This is a genomic window from Micromonospora sp. NPDC005707 (genome assembly GCF_040631005.1).
GTDB lineage: Bacteria > Actinomycetota > Actinomycetes > Mycobacteriales > Micromonosporaceae > Micromonospora.
This window is the reverse complement of record NZ_JBEXYR010000009.1, coordinates 253,708-271,967: the sequence shown is the minus strand read 5'-3', so window position 1 is coordinate 271,967 and position 18,260 is coordinate 253,708. Positions and strand designations below refer to the sequence as shown.

The 18,260-nt window shown below is 70.9% G+C and carries 11 protein-coding genes and 1 pseudogene; 5 read left to right on the top strand and 7 right to left on the bottom strand.

Annotated elements, in window-relative coordinates; all coding sequences use genetic code 11:
- Positions 1 to 30: 30 nt before the first annotated feature.
- From ABZ452_RS20755 to ABZ452_RS20730, 6 genes are all read right to left on the bottom strand, one after another.
- Positions 31 to 2,913, bottom strand: coding sequence for a discoidin domain-containing protein (locus ABZ452_RS20755; RefSeq protein ID WP_357945194.1), 2,883 nt, complete (start codon positions 2,911 to 2,913; stop codon positions 31 to 33).
- Between the two features lie 126 nt (positions 2,914 to 3,039).
- Positions 3,040 to 4,665 carry a glycoside hydrolase family 13 protein gene (locus ABZ452_RS20750; RefSeq protein ID WP_357945191.1) on the bottom strand — a complete coding sequence of 542 codons (1,626 nt, stop codon included), beginning with the start codon at positions 4,663 to 4,665 and terminating at the stop codon, positions 3,040 to 3,042.
- 109 nt (positions 4,666 to 4,774) lie between these two features.
- Complete coding sequence (locus ABZ452_RS20745) at positions 4,775 to 5,662, bottom strand: carbohydrate ABC transporter permease (protein WP_357945188.1); 888 nt, start codon at positions 5,660 to 5,662, stop codon at positions 4,775 to 4,777.
- Between the two features lie 12 nt (positions 5,663 to 5,674).
- Positions 5,675 to 6,631 (bottom strand): sugar ABC transporter permease, encoded by a 957-nt coding sequence (locus tag ABZ452_RS20740; RefSeq protein ID WP_357945186.1) that lies wholly within the window; start codon positions 6,629 to 6,631, stop codon positions 5,675 to 5,677.
- Between the two features lie 81 nt (positions 6,632 to 6,712).
- Complete coding sequence (locus ABZ452_RS20735; RefSeq protein ID WP_357945184.1) at positions 6,713 to 8,092, bottom strand: extracellular solute-binding protein; 1,380 nt, start codon at positions 8,090 to 8,092, stop codon at positions 6,713 to 6,715.
- 345 nt (positions 8,093 to 8,437) lie between these two features.
- The gene (locus ABZ452_RS20730; protein WP_357945182.1) at positions 8,438 to 9,439 is read right to left on the bottom strand and encodes a LacI family DNA-binding transcriptional regulator; all 1,002 of its coding nucleotides are present in this window, start codon (positions 9,437 to 9,439) and stop codon (positions 8,438 to 8,440) included.
- 249 nt (positions 9,440 to 9,688) lie between these two features.
- On the opposite strand from ABZ452_RS20730, the gene ABZ452_RS20725 reads away from it, so the two are divergent.
- The 5 genes and pseudogenes from ABZ452_RS20725 to ABZ452_RS20705 all read left to right on the top strand — a co-directional run bounded on the left by ABZ452_RS20725 (position 9,689) and on the right by ABZ452_RS20705 (position 13,644).
- Positions 9,689 to 11,725, top strand: a complete 2,037-nt coding sequence (locus ABZ452_RS20725; RefSeq protein WP_357945179.1) for a glycosyl hydrolase family 28-related protein — start codon at positions 9,689 to 9,691, stop codon at positions 11,723 to 11,725.
- A gap of 55 nt (positions 11,726 to 11,780) precedes the next feature.
- Positions 11,781 to 11,888, top strand: a pseudogene (locus ABZ452_RS20720) (dihydrofolate reductase); the annotation flags it as partial.
- A gap of 160 nt (positions 11,889 to 12,048) precedes the next feature.
- Entirely contained in the window at positions 12,049 to 12,582 is a 534-nt protein-coding gene (locus tag ABZ452_RS20715; protein WP_357945177.1) for a DUF6817 domain-containing protein, read from the top strand.
- A gap of 56 nt (positions 12,583 to 12,638) precedes the next feature.
- Entirely contained in the window at positions 12,639 to 13,073 is a 435-nt protein-coding gene (coaD, locus tag ABZ452_RS20710) for a pantetheine-phosphate adenylyltransferase (protein WP_357945174.1), read from the top strand.
- A gap of 61 nt (positions 13,074 to 13,134) precedes the next feature.
- Positions 13,135 to 13,644, top strand: coding sequence for a hypothetical protein (locus ABZ452_RS20705; protein ID WP_357945172.1), 510 nt, complete (start codon positions 13,135 to 13,137; stop codon positions 13,642 to 13,644).
- A gap of 8 nt (positions 13,645 to 13,652) precedes the next feature.
- On the opposite strand, the gene ABZ452_RS20700 is transcribed toward ABZ452_RS20705, so the two are convergent.
- The gene (locus ABZ452_RS20700; RefSeq protein WP_357945170.1) at positions 13,653 to 18,104 is read right to left on the bottom strand and encodes a HAMP domain-containing protein; all 4,452 of its coding nucleotides are present in this window, start codon (positions 18,102 to 18,104) and stop codon (positions 13,653 to 13,655) included.
- Between the last annotated feature and the right edge of the window lie 156 nt (positions 18,105 to 18,260).

Sequence of the window (18,260 nt, the reverse complement as noted above, 5' to 3'; positions counted from 1 at the left end):
CCCCGCCGCGCCGCGGGGACCCCGGGGCGGTCAGGTGGCGTACACCTCGAACTCGCCGAGCTGGCCCGCGGGCCAGCCGGTGTTGCCGGTGAAGGTCAGCCGCAGGTGCCGGCGCCCGGCGGACGGGAAGGTGATGGTGGCGGTGTTGCCGGTGGCCGGGTTGAACGTGTAGCCGGCCGACGCCTTCATGGTGGTCCAGGTCGACCCGTCGGTGGAGCCGAGCACCGACAGCGTCTGGGTGCGGGTCTGCCAGGCCGACGAGGGCGGCAGCTTCAGCACCACCCGGGACACCGGGTACGTCGCGCCGAGGTCCACGGTGAGCGACTGCGGGAACGCGTTGTTGGCGCTCTCCCAGTAGGTGCCGGCGTTGCCGTCGACCGTGTTCGCCGCGCCGTACACGTCGGCGTGGCTGGTCTCGGTGACCGGCCGCCCGGCGGCCAGGTTGCCGCTGGGCGGCGGCGGGGTGGTGGTCGGGGGCGGCGTGGTGGTCGGCGGCGGGGTGGTGCCGGTGCTTCCGTACACCTCGAACTCGGCGGCCTGGCCGGCCGGCCAGCCGGTGTTGCCGGTGACGCTGAGCCGCAGGTGCCGCCGCTCCCCCGCCGCCAGCGGGATCGTGACGGTGTTGCCGGTGGCGGGGTCGAAGGTGTAGCCGGCCGACGCCTTCAGCGTGGTCCAGGTCGACCCGTCGGTGGAGCCGAGGAGCGACAGGGTCTGCGTCCGCCGCTCCCAGCCGGGCGGCAGCTTGACCACGACCCGGTCGACGGTGCGCGCCGACCCGAGGTCGACGGTCAGCGTCTGCGGGAAGGCGTTGTTGGCGCTCTCCCAGTACGTCCCGGCGTTGCCGTCCACGGCGTTCGCCGCCGCGTACGTCTGGGTGCTGCTGGACGCGGTGGCCGGACGGCCGAGCGCCAGGTTGCCGCCCGACGGCGGCGGGGTGGTCGGGGTGGGGCTCGGCGTCGGGGTGGGGCTCGGCGTCGGGGTGGTCGGGGTCGGGGTGGGCGGGGTGGACGGGCCGTTGCCCCACTGCGGCTCGGGCCACGGCCCGCAGTACGGGTTCGCCGAGTACCAGCCGGAGTTGCCGGCGCCCTGGGTGATCTGGAAGCCGCTGCCGACGCAGTTGTACATGGGGTTGGCCTGGGCGATGCCGGTGGCCCGCACGTTCGTGAAACTGACCTGGCTGGGCGCCTGCACCTGGAGCGCGAAGGTCCCCGCGCCGTCGATGCGCACGTTGTTCAGGTTGATCCCGCTGGTCTGCCCCTCGATCCAGTGCAGCGCCGCGTAGGAGCTGTCCAGGATGTCGGTGTCGGTGACGTTGATGGTGGCGCCCTGGATCGGCTCGTTGAGCGCCGAGAACCAGAGCGCACCGACGCCGAAGCGCCAGTTGTAGTCGGAGTTGCCGTTGCGGATGAGGGTGTTGCGGGCGACGGTCACGGTGCCGGCGACGGCGGTCGGGCCGTTCACGCCGGGATAGCGGTTGGCCACGTGGATGCCGCCGCCGTTGGTGACCGAGTCGGCGGTCACGTTGTCGGTGATCCGGATGTCCCGGCCGCCGTAGGTGACCAGGTTGTTGGCCAGGATCGTCACGCCGACGGTGTTGAAGGTGAAGGCGTTGTTGACGTTCGGGACGCTCTGCGCCCACATGGCCAGGCCGTCGTCGCCGGTGTTGCGGACGAAGGTGTTCGTCACCGTGGAGTTCGTGACACCCCAGTGGAAGTTCACCCCGTCGGCCGTCTGGTCGAGGATCCGGCTGTTGCGGATGGTGAAGTTGTCCATGGGGCCGTCCATCCAGGCGCCGACCTTGGTGTGCTGCAACCAGAGGTTGTCCACCACCGAGTTCGACATGGCCCCGCCCAGGGCGTTGACCTGGTCCTCGTCGACCCGCTCGCGGATGTCGCCGATGATGGCGAAGTCCCGCAGGGTGACGTTGCGGCTGGGCCCACCGGCCTCGTGCGACCGGATCTCGCCGCCGTAGCCACCGCCGGGCACGTACTTGCCGTAGATGCCGGCGGCCCGCTTGCGGTCGGTGGGGTGCCGGCCGCCGAGCACCGAGTACCAGGGCCCGGCGCCGCGCAGGGTCACCCCGTCGACCACCACGTGGTCCCAGAGGGTGAAGGTGCCGGCGGGGATCCAGACGGTCCTCCCCTGCGCCCGGCCGGCGTCGACCGCGGCCTGGAACTTCGCCGTCGAGTCGGTGGCGCCGGTGGGGTCGGCGCCGAAGTCGGTGACCACGTCCAGCGCGCCGGTGGGCTTGGCGATCTGCCCGCCGACCAGCTCGAAGTCGGCCAGGTCGATGGTGAAGGTGGGCGACTGGGCGGTCGAGGAGACCTGGAGGCGGATCTTCGTGCCAGCCGGGTACGTGGTGCCGAACAGGGTGCGGGTCTCGTCGTAGAAGTGGTGCGGGTTGGTGTCGCCCGGGTTGTTGTTGAACGGGTAGCCGCCGTAGTACCAGCCGTACCGGGAGGTGACCGGGACGGACTTGACCAGGGCGCCGCCGGCGCGCAGGTCCATGCTCGCGTCCCGGCCGGTGCCGGCGGCGTTGTCCGGCAGGCTGTACCGGAAGGTGACCGCGTTGGCCGGCGCCGTGAGGGTGAACTCGACGTACTCGCCGACGGCGTCGAGGGTGACCGCCTCCCGGCCGGACGCCTCCGACGGGAGGGTGCCGTAGCGGCGGTCGGGGCCGATCCGGGTGCCGGTGTGGGCGGCGTTCTCGGCCTCCTGCTCGACGAAGGGAACGGTCGCGCCGCGACCGGCGATGTCGAACGGGGACAGCCCGGCGGCGCGGGCCGGGGTGGCGGTGGTGGTGAGCGCCACGACGGTGACGGAGGTGGCGGCCAGCGCGGCGCCGGCGAGGACGGCGAGCCCCGCGCGGAGCCGGCTGCGGCGGGGGTGGTGCGGGGTGGTGTGATCGGCCATGAGGGGTGCGCTCCCTTTCGTCGGATGGCCAGGTCCCCCGTGCGGTGCGGTGGTTCCTCCCCTCCCTCCTGTTCGGGTGGCGCGGCGGACGGCGCCGGCGGAGGGGCCGCCGGCGCCGGGGACGGGTCAGCCGGTGCGCAGCCAGACCGCGGTGTCCGGCGGCAGCCGGTCGTCGTCGAGCGGACCGCTGGCCAGCAGCAGCCGCTCGTGCCCGGGCAGGGGCACGGCGGCAGCGGAGAGGTTGGCCAGGCAGGTGAAGCCGGGCTCCCGGGCGAACGCGAGCACCCGGTCGGGGGCGGGCAGCCAGGTGAGCGCGCCGTCGCCGAGCGCCGCCTCGGAGCGGCGGATCGCGAGGGCCGCGCGGTAGAGCTCCAGCATCGAGTGCGGGTCGCCGGTCTGGGCACGGACCGTGCGGTCCTTCCAGTCGGCCGGCTGCGGCAGCCAGGGCCCGGCCGCCGCGCCGTCGGGGCTGAACCCGAACGGCGGGGCGTCACCGGCCCAGGGCAGCGGCACCCGGCAGCCGTCCCGGCCGGGGTCGACCCGGCCGGACCGTTCCCACATGGGGTCCTGGCGCAGCTCGTACGGGATGTCCTCGACCTCCCAGAGCCCCAGCTCCTCCCCCTGGTAGACGTACGCGGCGCCGGGCAGCGCCAGGGAGAGCAGCGCGGCGGCGCGGGCGCGGCGGGTGCCCAGTTCCAGGTCGGTGGGGATGCCCTCGCGCTTGGCGGCGAAGCTGAACCGGGTGTCCGCCCGGCCGTAGCGGGTGACGTGCCGGGTGACGTCGTGGTTGGAGAGCACCCAGGTGGCCGGCGCGCCGACCGGCGCGTGCGCGTGCAGCGTCCCGTCGATGCTCTCGCGCAGCGCCGAGGCGTCCCAGGCGCAGCCGAGGAAGTCGAAGTTGAAGGCGGCGTGCAGCTCGTCCGGACGCAGGTAGTTGGCGAACCGCTGCCGGTCCGGCAGCCACACCTCGCCGATCAGCGCCCGGTCGCCGGGGTAGGAGTCGGCGACCCGGCGCCAGCCCCGGTAGATCTCGTGCACCCCGTCCTGGTCGCGGAAGGGGTGCGGCCGGTCGGGCCGGGTCTCGGGCAGCGTGCCGTCCTTGACCAACAGCCCGGCCGAGTCGATCCGGATGCCGTCGACGCCCCGGTCGAACCAGAACCGCAGGACGTCCTCGAACTCGGCGCGCACCCGCGGGTGGTCCCAGTTGAAGTCCGGCTGCTCGGGGGCGAACAGGTGCAGGTACCAGTCGCCGGGGGTGCCGTCCGGGTTGACGGTCCGGGTCCAGGTGGGGCCGCCGAACTCGCCGACCCAGTCGGTGGGCCGCTCGTCACCGTTCGGGCCGCGACCCGGGCGGAACCAGAACAGCTCCCGCTCGGGCGCGTCCGGCCCGCCGGCGAGGGCCGCCTGGAACCAGGGGTGCGCGTCGGAGCAGTGGTTCGGCACGATGTCGACGATGCTCCGGATGCCCAGCGCGTGTGCCTCGCTGATCAGCGCCTCCGCCTCGGCGAGGGTGCCGAAGACCGGGTCGATGTCGCGGTAGTCGGCCACGTCGTAGCCGGCGTCGGCCATCGGGGAGGGGTACCAGGGGCTGAACCAGATCGCGTCGATGCCGAGCTCGGACAGGTAGCGGAGCCGGGACCGGATGCCGGCGATGTCGCCGACGCCGTCGCCGCCACCGTCGGCGAAGCTCCGCGGGTACACCTGGTAGATCACCGCTCCACGCCACCACGGACCGCTGTCTGCTGTGGACACGAGCACCTGCTTTCTGCGTCGGTACGTCGGCGGGTTCGCCGGACCTGGATGTGTCGGGCGAACGGTCGTCGGTCGCCGCGGGGGGTTTCGCCGGTGGTGTCCGGCGTGGTCAGCCCTTGAGGCTGCCGGTGGTCAGGCCGGACATGATGTTGCGCTGGAAGATCAGGAAGATCACGACGGTCGGGATCGCGGCGATGACCGAGGCGGCGATCACCACGTTCATGGGGGTGCCACCGGAGAAGGCGTAGATGCCGACGCTGACCGTCCGGGTCTCGGGCGACGGCATGACCAGCTTCGGCCAGAGGAAGTCCTTCCAGACCGCCGTCACCGCGAAGATCGAGACCACGCCGAGGATGGGCCGCGACATCGGCAGGATGATCGACCAGAGCGTGCGCAGCGGGGTCGCCCCGTCCACGAAGGCCGCCGCCATGAGGTCCTCGGGGATCGAGTCGAAGAACCGTTTCAGCAGGAAGATGTTGAACGCGTTGGCGACCAGCGGCAGCCAGATGGCGAACGGCGAGTCGAGCAGGTTGACGTGCAGGATCGGCAGGTCGATCACGGTCACGTACTGCGGCACGATGAGGACCATGGCCGGGATCATGAGCGTCGCCAGCATGAGGCCGAGGATCGCGTTGCCGAAGATCGGCCGGAGCTTCGACAGCGAGTACGCCGCCGCCGTGTCCAGGACGAGTTGGAACAGCACCGCGCCGGTCGCGTAGTAGAACGTGTTGAACAGCAGCTTGGCGAGGTCCAGGTTGCGCCACGCGTCGACGTAGTTCTGCGGCTGCGGGTCCTTGGGAAACAGCGACGGCGGCGTCTGCGCGATCTCCTGGCCGGACTTGAGCGCGCCGGTGACCATCCAGTAGAGCGGCCCGACGAAGACGAGCGTGAACCCCACGACGACCACGACGAGCAGCGTCCAGTAGATGATCCGGCCGCGCCCCCGTTCGAGCTGGGCCTGGGAGATGAGGGTCCGGGTCCCGGAGTCCTGTGCCATTCCTCGTCCGTCCTAGTCCTGTCTCGCGGTCAGCCGCACGTACACGGCGGAGAAGCCGGCCAGCACGACGAGCATGATCACGCCGAGCGCCGCGGCGCCGTTGAGGTCGTTCTGGAAGAACCCGTGCTGGTAGATGAGGTACGCCACCGACGTCGCCGAGTCCCCGGTGCCCGCGCCGTTGGCGAGGATCAGCGGCTCGATGAAGAGCTGCATGGTGGCGACGATCTGCATCATCGCCAGGAGCGCGAGGATCAGCCGGGTCTGCGGGATGGTGACGTGCCGGATCCGCCGCCAGATGCCGGCGCCGTCGAGTTCGGCCGCCTCGTAGAGTTCGCCGGGGATGTTCTGCAACGCCGCCAGGTAGATGAGCACCGCGCTGCCCATGTTCATCCAGGTCGACGCGAGCACCATGGCCGGCATGGTCATCCCGGGTGACTGCATCCACTCCGAGGTCGGCAGGTGCAGCGCCGCGAGGACCGCGTTGAACAGGCCCGCCTCGCTGGGGTCGTAGGCGTAGAACTTGAAGAGGAACAGCGCCGAGGCGGGCGGCAGCATCACCGGCAGGTAGACCAGGATCCGCAGGTAGCCCTTGGCGTGGCGGAACTCGTTGAGCAGGATCGCCACGAAGAACGGCACCGCGTACCCGAGGACCAGCGCGAGGAACGTGAAGTAGAACGTGTTCTTCCAGGCGGTCCAGAAGCTGGGGTCCGCGATGATGCGGGTGTAGTTGTCCCAGCCCACCCAGGTGGTCTCGCCCCGGCGGGTGCGCTGGAAGCTCATCACGATGCCGCGGACCATCGGGTACCAGGAGAAGACGGCGAAGCAGACGAGCGCCCCGATCAGGAACGTGTGCCCGGTGAGGTTGTCCCGGACCTTGCGGCCGAGGCTCGTCGCGCGGCGGCTCGACGGGTACGGCGGCTCGGGGCGGCCCGGTTGCCTGGTGGTACCCGGGACGGTGGTGATCGCCAAGGCTTCTCCTGCGGAAGTCGGTGGCCGGACGGGACGGGGCGGGGCGTGGGGGCCGGTGCGCCGGCCCCCACACCCGTGGGCTCAGCTGGCGGTGGCCAGCAGCTGGTTGACCTTGTCCTCGGCCGTCTTGAGCAGCGCGTCGATGTTCGCGTTCGGGTTCGTCAGGACCCCGGACATCGCGGCGTCGAGCACCGCGTAGATCGCCTGCGCGTTGCGGGGTTCACCCTTGATCGGGACCGGGTTCGCCTCGAAGATCGCGAAGTTCGCCGTGTCGACGTTGGCGTTCGCCTTGCGCAGCTCCAGCTCCTCCTTCTGGGCGTCGCTGCCGTTGGCGAACAGCAGCGGCTGGGGCAGACCGACCGGGTAGTTCTGCGGCTTGGCCCGGACGTAGTCGAACTGGCCCTTGCCCGGGGTCAACTTCTGGTAGGCGATCCACTTCAGACCGGCCTTGACCTGCTCGGGGGTCAGGCCCTTCTTGAAGAAGTAGCCCTCGCCGCCGCCGAGCGTCGCCTTCGCCGCGCCGTCCTGGCCGGGCAGCGGGCCCATGGCCCAGTCCTGGAACTTGCCCTGGAACTGGCTGACGATCGCCTGGGTGGCGTCCGGGGCGCCGATGAACATGCCGACCTTGCCCGCGCCGGCGTTGGTCAGCAGGTCACCCCACTGGAGCAGCTGGCGGCTGCCCATGCTGTTGTCGCCGTACCGCATGTCCTTGAGGTTCTGCAGGACCTGCTTGCCCATCGCGTTGTTGAAGTCGGCCTTCTTGCCGTCCTCGCTCAGCACCTGGCCGCCCTGCGAGTAGAGCAGGGAGGTGAAGTGCCAGCCGCCGGTGTTGCCGGCGCTGTACTCGGAGTAGCCGGCGATGCCGTTGCCCAGCGCGGAGATCTTCTTGGCCGCCTCCCGGACCTCCGCCCACGTCTTGGGTGGGTTGTTCACGTCGAGGCCGGCCCGCTGGAACAGGACCTTGTTGTAGACCAGGCCCATCGAGTAGTTCTTCACCGGGACGGCGTAGAGCTTGCCGCCGTCGGTGAAGACCCCCTTGAGCGCCGGGTCGACGCTGTCCCAGGTCGGGATGCTGTCCTTGTTGGCGTACTCCGTGATGTCCATGGCCTGACCGGAGTCGAGCACCTGCTGGAGATCGGTCATGTACCCGTAGAACACGTCGGTCACCGTGCCGCCGGCGAGGCGGGCCGTGAAGTCCGGCGGGTTGTTGCACTGCTCGCCGACGCTGACGCTCTTGATGACGATGTTCGGGTTCTGCTTCTGGAACTCGACCACGTCGTCGTTCCAGTTCTTCAGCAGCTCTTTCTGGGCGCCGACCGGCTGGCAGTCGACGGTGATGGTGACCTTGCCGCTGGCGTCCTTCGCCGCGTCGTCGCTCTTCGTGGAGCAAGCCGTCAGGCTGAGCCCCAGGCCGGCCACGAGCGCTATCGCCGCAGCCTTCCGGTACTGCGGTACGGACATCTGTCCATCCCTTCGGGGAACGGGGTATCCATGGCCTTCGCTTGATTTGCCGTGATCGCCACCGCCCGGCGTCGAGGCCGGGTGTGAGTGGAGTCACTGTAGCGAGGCCGACTAGTTGCGGCAAGGTTTCGATCGCGATGTGAAAGGACACGACTTTGTGACGACAGATGTCGACAGCTTCCCGCGTGCGCCTCGGTTCCGGCTCCAGTCCGCTTCGTTCCCAGCTCGGTGGGCCACGACGAGAACGGCCGCCGACCGCGGTGCAGCGGTCGACGGCCGGAAGGTCGCCGGGAGGTCAGGCAGCCGGTCGAGGGCCGGGCGCCCGCTCGGCGCCCGGCGCGGTGGTCAGCGGCCGGGGACGGGCGCGGTGGAGCCCCGCACCACGAGTTCGGGCTCGAACAGCAGCTCGTCGCGCAGCACGCCGGCTCCCTCGATCTGGGTGACCAGCAGGTCCACCGCGGCCTGCCCCATGGTCTCGATCGGCTGCCGAACGGTGGTCAACGGCGGGTCGGTGCAGGTCATGAAGGCGGAGTCGTCGAAGCCCACCACGGACACGTCGGCGGGCACCGCACGGCCCAGCCGCCGCGCGGCGCGGATGGTGCCCAGGGCCAGCACGTCACTGGCGCAGATGACACCGGTGACGCCACGCTCGATCAGCTTCGTCGCGGCGACCCGCGCCCCCTCCATCGAGAAGCTGGAGCGCTCCACGTACGCGGTGTCGTCGGCCCAGCCCGCGGCCTGGATCATCGCGGCCAGCTTCCGCCGGGACGGGACGTGCCCCTCTGGACCGAGCACCATGCCGATGCGTTCGTGCCCGAGCGAGCGCAGGTGCCCGTACGCCTGCTCGACCGCCACCGCGTCGTCGGTGGAGACCCGGGGGAAGCCCAGCTCGTCGACACCCGCGTTGACCAGCACCACGGGCAGGCCCCGGTCGGTCAGCCGGCGGTAGTGCTCGTGCGTGGCGTCGGCCAGGGCGTACGACCCGCCCGCGAAGATCACGCCGGACACCTGATGGTCGAGGAGCATCTCCACGTAGTCCGACTCGGACACCCCGCCGATCGTGCGGGCACAGAGAGCCGGTGTGAAGCCGCGCTGGGCGAGGGAGCCGGTCACCACCTCGGCGAGCGCCGGGAAGATCGGGTTCTGCAGCTCGGGCAGGACCAGGCCGACCAGCCGGGCCCGCTCGCCGCGCAGCTTGGTCGGACGCTCGTAGCCGAGCACGTCCAGCGCCGTCAGCACCGCGGTCCGGGTCGCCTCGGACACGCCCCCGCGCCCGTTGAGCACGCGGCTCACGGTGGCCTCGCTGACGCCCGCCTTGCGGGCCACCTCCGTCAAGCGTTTCGTCACGGCCGCAATCGTACGTCGTGTTCTTGCAAGAAATGAACAAGGGCTGGCGGCTCGTTGCTGCTCCGGGTCGCCGGCCGCCCACCACGCCGGGTCGCCGGGCCAGTTCTCGTCCTCGAAAGATTCGAACAAACAGGCGCTTGAATATTGACAAACCCCAGGAATAACATGAGGCACCTTTCGGCGGGCGCGTCCGAGCCGCGCCGACGCCACCACCGTCTCCCCCGTCCCCCGGCGAAAGTGGGTAGTCCGATGCAGCGGAGCGTGGAAGGCGCGGCGGGCCGTCGCCCGGCCGTGCCGATCGCCAGGATCCTCGCAGTGGCGGCCGTCGCCGTCGCGCTGGCCGTACCGTCCGGGAGCGCCGCCCTGGCCGCCGGCCACGCCGGCCCGACCCCCGTGGTCACCCGGGCCGGGCTCGACCCGGCGCTGGTCACCGGCCGGGGCGCCACCGTGGACTTCGTCGAGCAGGAGGCCGAGCACGCCCGGACCAACGGCACGGTCATCGGCCCGGACCGCGCCGCCTACACCCTCGCGGGCGAGGCGTCCGGGCGGCGGGCGGTCCGCCTCTCCCCCGGCCAGTACGTCGAGTTCACCCTCCCGAGGGCCACGAACGCGCTCACCGTCCGGTACAGCATCCCCGACGCGCCCGGCGGCGGCGGGATCACCGCGCCGCTGCGCGTCGCCGTCGGGCACGGACCGGCCCGCACCATGACGCTCACCTCGCAGTACGCCTGGCTCTACAACCAGTACCCGTTCACCAACGACCCCGACGCCGACCTGCTTCACCCGGACTGGTGGATCACCGAGTGCTCCTGCGTGCCGGCGGCCACCACACCCACGCCCACCATCACCAAGCCGTTCCGGCCGCACCACTTCTACGACGAGCAGCGCCTGCTGCTGGGCCGTACCCACCGGGCCGGCGAGGTGGTCCGGCTGACCGCCCCGACGGGCACGGCCGCGGCGTGGACGGTGATCGACCTGCTCGACGCGCACCTCGTCGCCCCGCCTCGGGTGCTGCCCCGCGCGGTGAACGTGCTGGCCTTCGGCGCCGACCCGACCGGCCGCCGGGAGTCCGCCGACTCCTTCGACCGGGCGATCGCGTACGCCCGCCGCCTGGACCGCACGCTCTACCTCCCGCCGGGCACGTACCAGGTGAACCGGCACATCACCGTCGACGACGTGACGATCGCGGGCGCCGGCAGCTGGTACACCGTCGTCAAGGGCCGCGAGGTCGCCCTGGACACCCCCGCCCCCGACGGCTCGGTGCACACCGGCGTCGGCTTCTACGGCCGCGACGCCGCCGACGGCGGCAGCAGCGACGTCCACCTCTCCGGCTTCGCCATCGAGGGCGACGTGCGGGAGCGTATCGACACCGACCAGGTCAACGCCATCGGCGGGGCGCTCAACCACTCCAGCGTCGACGGCCTCTACCTGCACCACACCAAGGTCGGCCTGTGGTTCGACGGGCCCATGACCGACCTGCGGGTCACCAACACGGTCATCGCCGATCAGATCGCCGACGGGCTGAACTTCCACACCGGCGTGACCCACTCCTCCATCTCGCACAGCTTCATCCGCAACACCGGCGACGACGCCCTGGCCATGTGGTCGGAGCGGACCGGCAACGCGCACAACACGTTCGACCACAACACCGTGCAATCCCCGGTCCTGGCCAACGGCATCGCCCTCTACGGCGGCAGCGACCTCACCGTCTCGCACAACCTGATCGCCGACCCGGTCCGCGAGGGCAGCGCCATCCACGTCGGCTCCCGGTTCGGCGCCGAGCCGTTCGCCGGCCGGCTCCGGATCACCGGCAACACCACGGTCCGGGCCGGCACGTACGACCTGAACTGGAACCTCGGCCTCGGCGCCATCTGGTTCTACGCGCTGGACCGCAGCATCGACGCCGACATCCAGGTGACCGGCGACCGCTACCTCGACAACACCTACAACGCCATCATGCTGGTCAGCGACTGGCCGGTGAAAGACGCCGTAGCGATCGACAACGTCCACTTCCGGGACATCCGGGTCGACGGCGCCGGCACCTCGGTGGTGAGCGCCCGCACCGCGGGCTCGGCCTCCTTCGCCAACGTGGACGCGCGCAACGTCGGGGCGGTCGGGGTGAACAACTGCGGATCGTTCCACTTCACGCCGGCCGGTTCGGAGTTCGCGCTCACCGACCTCGGCGACAACGACGGCGGCTGGCTCGCCCCCTGGCTCCTGCCCAACACCATCACCTGCGACGACCGCCCACCGGTGGTGCCGCCGCCACCCCCGGCACCGTGGTGAACTGAACCACCTCCGGAGCGGCCCGGCCGGCGACCTGCCCGCCGGGCCGCCCCCCGGCAAGCGCTAATTCGGGTCGGTCCCCGCGCAGCACCTGTTGGAGGGTCCTGACGTGGTGATTCAGGGCAACCGGGTGCTGCACCTGCGCTACCGGGTACGCCGTTGACCGATCTGAGCGGGGACGCGAAGAAGTCCACTGCGGACGGCGCCACAAGATCGCCGGCCGGCCTGGGGACGGCGCAGGTCGACGGACGTCCACGGCGGTGTGACATATTGCCCACACCCAGGGGCCAGCGAATGCGACAGCCGATACCTACAGTCGGGCCATGAGCACCGACGAAGGCGTGCGGGTCTGGCTCCGCCGGCATGGAGCTGAGCAGATCCCGCATCCCGGGGGCAACCTGTACGCCCACCTGTGTCGAGTCAGCGAACGGCTCGCCGTGCTCGGCTGCGGCAGTGACGTGCAGGCCGCGGGCCTCACCCACGCCGTCTACGGCACCGACGGGTTCGACCTCACCCTGCTCGATCGGGCCGATCGCGCCGTGCTGCGGGATTTCGTCGGCGCCGACGCCGAGGAGCTCGTCTATCTGTATGGCGCCTGCGACCGTGGACGCAGCTGGCGGGAGCTGGCACAGACCGGCCAGGTGTTCGACCGCTTCGTACGTCAGGTGAGGACGCCGGATGCGGCTCAACTTCGGTCGCTTGTGGACCTGAGCATCGTCAACGAACTAGACGTCATCGAGCACGATCCCGCGGTGGCGGAGCGGCACGGCACCTACTTCCGGGAACTGTTCGCCTCCTGGGCCCCGTTGGCCTCGGAGCAGGTCGTCCGCGATGCGCGGCGGGTCTTGCGGCCGTGACACCCGAACCATCGCCGGGACCGGGTTCGACCGCACGCACCCTCGGGCGCGCACGCGTGCGAGCCGTCTACCCGGGCAGCTTTGATCCCTTCACTCCCGGGCATCTGGATGTGGTGAACCGGGCACGCAACCTCTTCGACGAGGTGGTCGTGCTCGTCGCGGTCAACAGCAGCAAGCATCCGGGCACCGACGAAGAGCAGCGAGCGGCCGCTGTCCGGGCCATTCTGCCGGTCGACTGGACCTCCGTCACCGTTGCGGCCTGGAGCGGGCTGACCTCCACCTACTGCCGTCGCCACGAAGTAGGAGTGATCGTCCGCGGCGTGCGTAACACCACCGACCTTCGGACCGAGTACCAGCTCGCCGCGATGAACCAGTCGCTGGGTGTCCCCACCGTGTTCCTGCCCGCGCAGCCCGAACTGGCCGCGGTGTCCTCGACCGCGGTGCGCACGCTGGGCCGCGGGGTCACCGGCCCACGAACGCCCATGGCATAAGCAGGAGACATCGCGAATACTGACGGTGCTCGGCGGGTCGCGGATCACGGGAGGGGCCCCCATGTGGCAATTGACGTTCGCTGCCCGGACGGCGGGTCGTCGCCCGAGAGGACGGACACGTCGTCGAGCTGCCGGCTGGCGTCTGGGCCTGGTCCTGCCGCTCGTCGCCACCGCGGTGCTCGCCTGCGACTCCACCGGCGGCGAGCGGGTGACAGCCGAAGTGGTGGACGGCGCGCTCGTCCTGCGGTTCGACCGCGCCTGCCCGATCAGCTATCTGCGCCTCACCATGCCACCAGGGGAGGGCGAGACCGACACCCGCACCGTGTGGGAGATCGTCGCGGAGGGGGATGCTCCCGTGGTGGAGTCGGTGACCGCCGGTGTGCCCCCCGACGGCTTCCGGGAGGTCACTGACGAGACCGCGGACGGCTTCCCGGCTCCCGTCTCCCTGGTCGTCAAGCACGGTCTGATGTTCTCGGCCAGGATCGACACCGCCGAGCTGGCGGACGGTCGACACGACTATGCGCTGACCCAGATGATGAACGAGATGGTTCCGCACGAATCCCGCTGCTGAGGCGAGGGTCAGCTGGTCAGCCAGCGGTGGATGCAGGTGAGGAGGTCCTCCGCGTCGACCGGCTTGGTCACGTAGTCGCTGGCGCCGGAGGAGATGCTCTTCTCCCGGTCCCCGCGCATCGCCTTCGCGGTCACCGCGATGATCGGCAGGTCCGCGTAGCGGGGCATGGCCCGGATCGCGGCGGTGGCCGCGTACCCGTCCATCTCGGGCATCATCACGTCCATCAGCACCAGGTCGATGTCGTCGTGCCGCATCAGCGTCTCGACGCCCTTGCGGCCGTTCTCCGCGTAGACCACATCCATGCCGTGCAGTTCGAGGATGTTGGTCAGGGCGAAGACGTTCCGAGCGTCGTCGTCCACCACGAGCACCTTGCGGCCGGACAGCTCCCGGACCACCGGATCACCGACCGGGCTGCGGTCGGCGGCCGGCGCCGTGAACGACGGCACCCGTTCCGGGGCGTCCGCCGTCAGGTGCAGCACAATCCGCTCCCGCAGCTCGTCGAGGCTGCCGAGGATCTCCAGCGGGCGGTCCGCGGCCATCCCCTGGAGCAGGGTCTCCTGCCCGGCGGCGAGCGGCTGCCCGTGGTACGCGAGCACCGGCAGGCCGCGCAGGTCGGGATGTTCGTGCAGCGCCTTGAGCAGCGCGGTGCCGTGCTCGTCGGCCGGGTCGAGCTGCACCACGAGCAGGTGGTGGCGGTGCCGGGCGAGCGTGCCGACCGCCGCCTCGACGTCCACCGCCGTCGACACCTCGACCGGGCCGCCGGTCTCCGCGGCCACCCCGCGGACCAGCAGGGTGAGCAGGCCCTTCTCGTGCGGTTCGAGCACCAGCACCCGCCGCTGCTGCTGCGCCACCCAGCGCTGGGCCTCCGACTCGACCGGAGCCGCCGTCGTCGCGGCCGGGACGCCGAGGCCGGTGTCGGGCAGCGGCGCGGTGACCGTGGCGGGCAGGTAGAGGGTGAAGGTGCTGCCCTGGCCGAGGACGCTCTCCGCGGTGATCTGCCCGCCGAGCAACCGGGCGATCTCCCGGCTGATCGACAGGCCCAGGCCGGTGCCGCCGTAGCGCCGGCTGGTGGTGCCGTCGGCCTGCTGGAACGCGTCGAAGATGGCGGTCAGGTGCTGCTCGGCGATGCCGATGCCGGTGTCGACGACGCGGAACGCGATGACGGTCTCCGCCGGCGGCATCCCGGCCGGCAGCTCGTCCGGGCGGGCCCGCTCGATGCGCAGCTGCACCCGGCCCTTCTCGGTGAACTTGACCGCGTTGGAGACCAGGTTGCGCAGCACCTGCCGCAGCCGCTGCTCGTCGGTGTGCAGCCGGGCCGGCACGTCCGGGCCGGTGACCAGGTCCAGCTCCAGGCCGCGCGGCGTGGTGAGCGGGCGGAACGTGGCGTCGACGTAGTCGCGCAGCGTGGACAGCTCGAACGTTTCCGGGTTGATGTCCATCTTGCCGGCCTCGACCTTGGACAGGTCGAGGATGTCGTTGATGAGCTGGAGCAGGTCGGCGCCGGCCGAGTGGATGACGGTGGCGTACTCGACCTGCTTCGGGGTCAGGTTGCGGTTGGGGTTCTGGGCCAGCAGCTGGGCCAGGATGAGCAGCGAGTTCAGCGGCGTACGCAGCTCGTGGCTCATGTTGGCGAGGAACTCCGACTTGTACTTGGAGGCAAGGGCGAGCTGCTGGGCTCGGGCCTCCAGCTCCTGGCGGGCCTGCTCGATCTCGGAGTTCTTCGTCTCGATGTCGTGGTTCTGCCGGGCCAGCAGGGCGGCCTTCTCCTCCAGCTCGGCGTTGGAGCTCTGGAGTTCCTCGGAACGGGCCTGCAGCTCCTCGGAGCGGGCCCGCAGCTCGGCCGCCAGCCGCTGCGACTCGGTCAGCAGCACGTCGGTGCGGGCGTTGGCGACGATGGTGTTGACGTTGACGCCGATGGTCTCGGTGAGCTGCTCGAGGAAGTCGCGCTGGATCTCGGTGAACCGGCCCATGCTGGCCAGCTCGATGACGCCGAGGACCTGGTCCTCGAACAGGATCGGCAGCACCACCAGGTGCAGCGGCGCGGCCGCGCCGAGGCTGGACGAGACGGTGACGTAGTCGGCCGGCACGGCGTCCACCACGATGGCCCGCTTGCTCAGCGCGGCCTGCCCGACCAGCGAGTCGCCGAGGGCGTACCGGCGGCGGGTGGCGTCGTGGCCGTAGCCACCGACCACCCGCAGGCCACGGCCGTCGGTGGTCTCGTCGACCAGCAGGAAGGTGCCGAGCTGCGCGGAGACCAGCGGGGCCAGCTCGTTCATCACCAGCCCGGCGACCACCTCCAGGTCCCGGTGGCCCTGCATGAGGCCGGAGATGCGGGCCAGGTTGGTCTTGAGCCAGTCCTGTTCCTGGTTGGTCCGGGTGGTCTCGCGCAGCGACTCCACCATGGAGTTGATGTTGTCCTTGAGCTCGGCGACCTCGCCGGAGGCGTCGACCGTGATCGAGCGGGTCAGGTCGCCGGTGGCGACCGCGCTGGTCACCTCGGCGATGGCGCGCACCTGCCGGGTCAGGTTCCCGGCCAGCTCGTTGACGTTCTCGGTGAGCCGCTTCCAGGTGCCGGAGACGCCCTCGACCTCGGCCTGACCGCCGAGGCGGCCCTCGCTGCCGACCTCCCGGGCCACCCGGGTCACCTCGGCCGCGAAGCTGGAGAGCTGGTCGACCATCGTGTTGATGGTGGTCTTGAGTTCCAGGATCTCGCCGCGGGCGTCCACGTCGATCTTCTTGGTGAGGTCGCCCTGCGCCACCGCGGTGGTCACCTGGGCGATGTTGCGCACCTGGCCGGTGAGGTTGTTCGCCATCGAGTTGACGTTGTCGGTCAGGTCCTTCCAGGTGCCCGCCACGTTCGGCACCCGGGCCTGACCGCCCAACTGCCCCTCGGTGCCGACCTCGCGGGCCACCCGGGTCACCTCGTCGGCGAACGCGCTGAGCGTGCCGACCATCGTGTTGATGGTCTGGGCGAGCACGGCGACCTCGCCCTTGGCCTCGACGGTGATCTGCCGGCTTAGGTCGCCCTGGGCCACCGCGGTGGCGACCAGCGCGATGGAGCGCACCTGGTTGGTCAGGTTGTTCGCCATCTCGTTGACGTTGTCGGTCAGGTCCTTCCAGGTGCCGGCCACGTTGGAGACGCGGGCCTGACCGCCGAGCCGACCCTCGGTGCCGACCTCGCGGGCCACCCGGGTGACCTCGTCGGCGAAGGCGGAGAGCTGGTCGACCATCGTGTTGATGGTCTCCTTCAGGGCGAGGATCTCGCCCCGGGCGTCGACCCGGATCTTCTGCGTCAGGTCACCCTTGGCGACCGCGGTGGTGACCTCGGCGATGCTGCGGACCTGGGCGGTGAGGTTGTCCGCCATTACGTTCACCGACTCGGTGAGGTCCTTCCAGGTGCCGGAGACGCCCTTGACGTCGGCCTGGCCGCCGAGGCGGCCCTCGGTGCCGACCTCCCGGGCCACCCGGGTCACCTCGTCGGCGAACGAGGAGAGCTGCTCCACCATCGTGTTGATGGTGTTCTTCAGCTCCAGGATCTCGCCGTGCGCGGTGACGGTGATCTTCTGCGAGAGGTCGCCCCGGGCCACCGCCGTGGCCACCTGGGCGATGCTGCGCACCTGGTCGGTCAGGTTGACGGCCATCGAGTTCACCGAGTCGGTGAGGTCGCGCCAGGTGCCGGCGACGCCGCTGACCTGGGCCTGCCCGCCGAGCCGGCCGTCGGTGCCGACCTCCCGGGCCACCCGGGTCACCTCGTCGGCGAACGAGGAGAGCTGGTCCACCATCGTGTTGATGGTGCTCTTGAGCTCCAGGATCTCGCCCCGGGCGTCGACGGTGATCTTCTGGGACAGGTCGCCCCGGGCCACCGCCGTGGTGACCTGGGCGATGTTGCGCACCTGGCTGGTCAGGTTGCCGGCCATGAAGTTCACCGAGTCCGTCAGGTCGCGCCAGGTGCCGGCGACGCCGGGCACCTCGGCCTGGCCGCCGAGGCGGCCCTCGCTGCCGACCTCCCGGGCCACCCGGGTCACCTCGTCGGCGAACGAGGAGAGCTGGTCCACCATCGTGTTGATGGTGACCTTCAGCTCCAGGATCTCGCCGCGCACGTCGACGGTGATCTTCTGCGAGAGGTCGCCCCGGGCCACCGCCGTGGCCACCTCGGCGATGTCGCGCACCTGGTCGGTCAGGTTGCCGGCCATCGCGTTGACCGAATCGGTCAGGTCCTTCCACGTGCCGGAGACGCCCGGCACGTCGGCCTGCCCGCCGAGCTGCCCCTCGGTGCCGACCTCCCGGGCCACCCGGGTCACCTCGGAGGTGAACAGGGAGAGCTGGTCGACCATCCCGTTGAAGACGGTGGCGATCTCGCCGAGCAGCCCGTCGGCGTCCTCCGGCAGCCGCGTGCCGAAGTCGCCGTCCCGGACCGCGGTGAGGCCGGCCAACAGCTGCCGGAGGCCCGGATCGGCCACCGGGCCACCGGCCGCCGGGGTCGTTTCGCGTCGCCGCGGGATCGTCTGGTCGACCACCACTACCGCCTCTGGGACAGCCGGGTGCCCCCCGGCAACGATTGCAACGGCGCAAGTATGCACAGACCCGCCCCGGCCCGCTGGACGGGCGAGGCGGGG

Coding starts and splice junctions, on each gene's coding strand:
- ABZ452_RS20755 (WP_357945194.1), bottom strand. CDS start 2,913: ATGGCCGATCACACCACCCCGCACCACCCCCGCCGCAGCCGGCTCCGC.
- ABZ452_RS20745 (WP_357945188.1), bottom strand. CDS start 5,662: ATGGCACAGGACTCCGGGACCCGGACCCTCATCTCCCAGGCCCAGCTC.
- ABZ452_RS20735 (WP_357945184.1), bottom strand. CDS start 8,092: ATGTCCGTACCGCAGTACCGGAAGGCTGCGGCGATAGCGCTCGTGGCC.
- ABZ452_RS20725 (WP_357945179.1), top strand. CDS start 9,689: ATGCAGCGGAGCGTGGAAGGCGCGGCGGGCCGTCGCCCGGCCGTGCCG.
- ABZ452_RS20715 (WP_357945177.1), top strand. CDS start 12,049: ATGAGCACCGACGAAGGCGTGCGGGTCTGGCTCCGCCGGCATGGAGCT.
- ABZ452_RS20705 (WP_357945172.1), top strand. CDS start 13,135: ATGTGGCAATTGACGTTCGCTGCCCGGACGGCGGGTCGTCGCCCGAGA.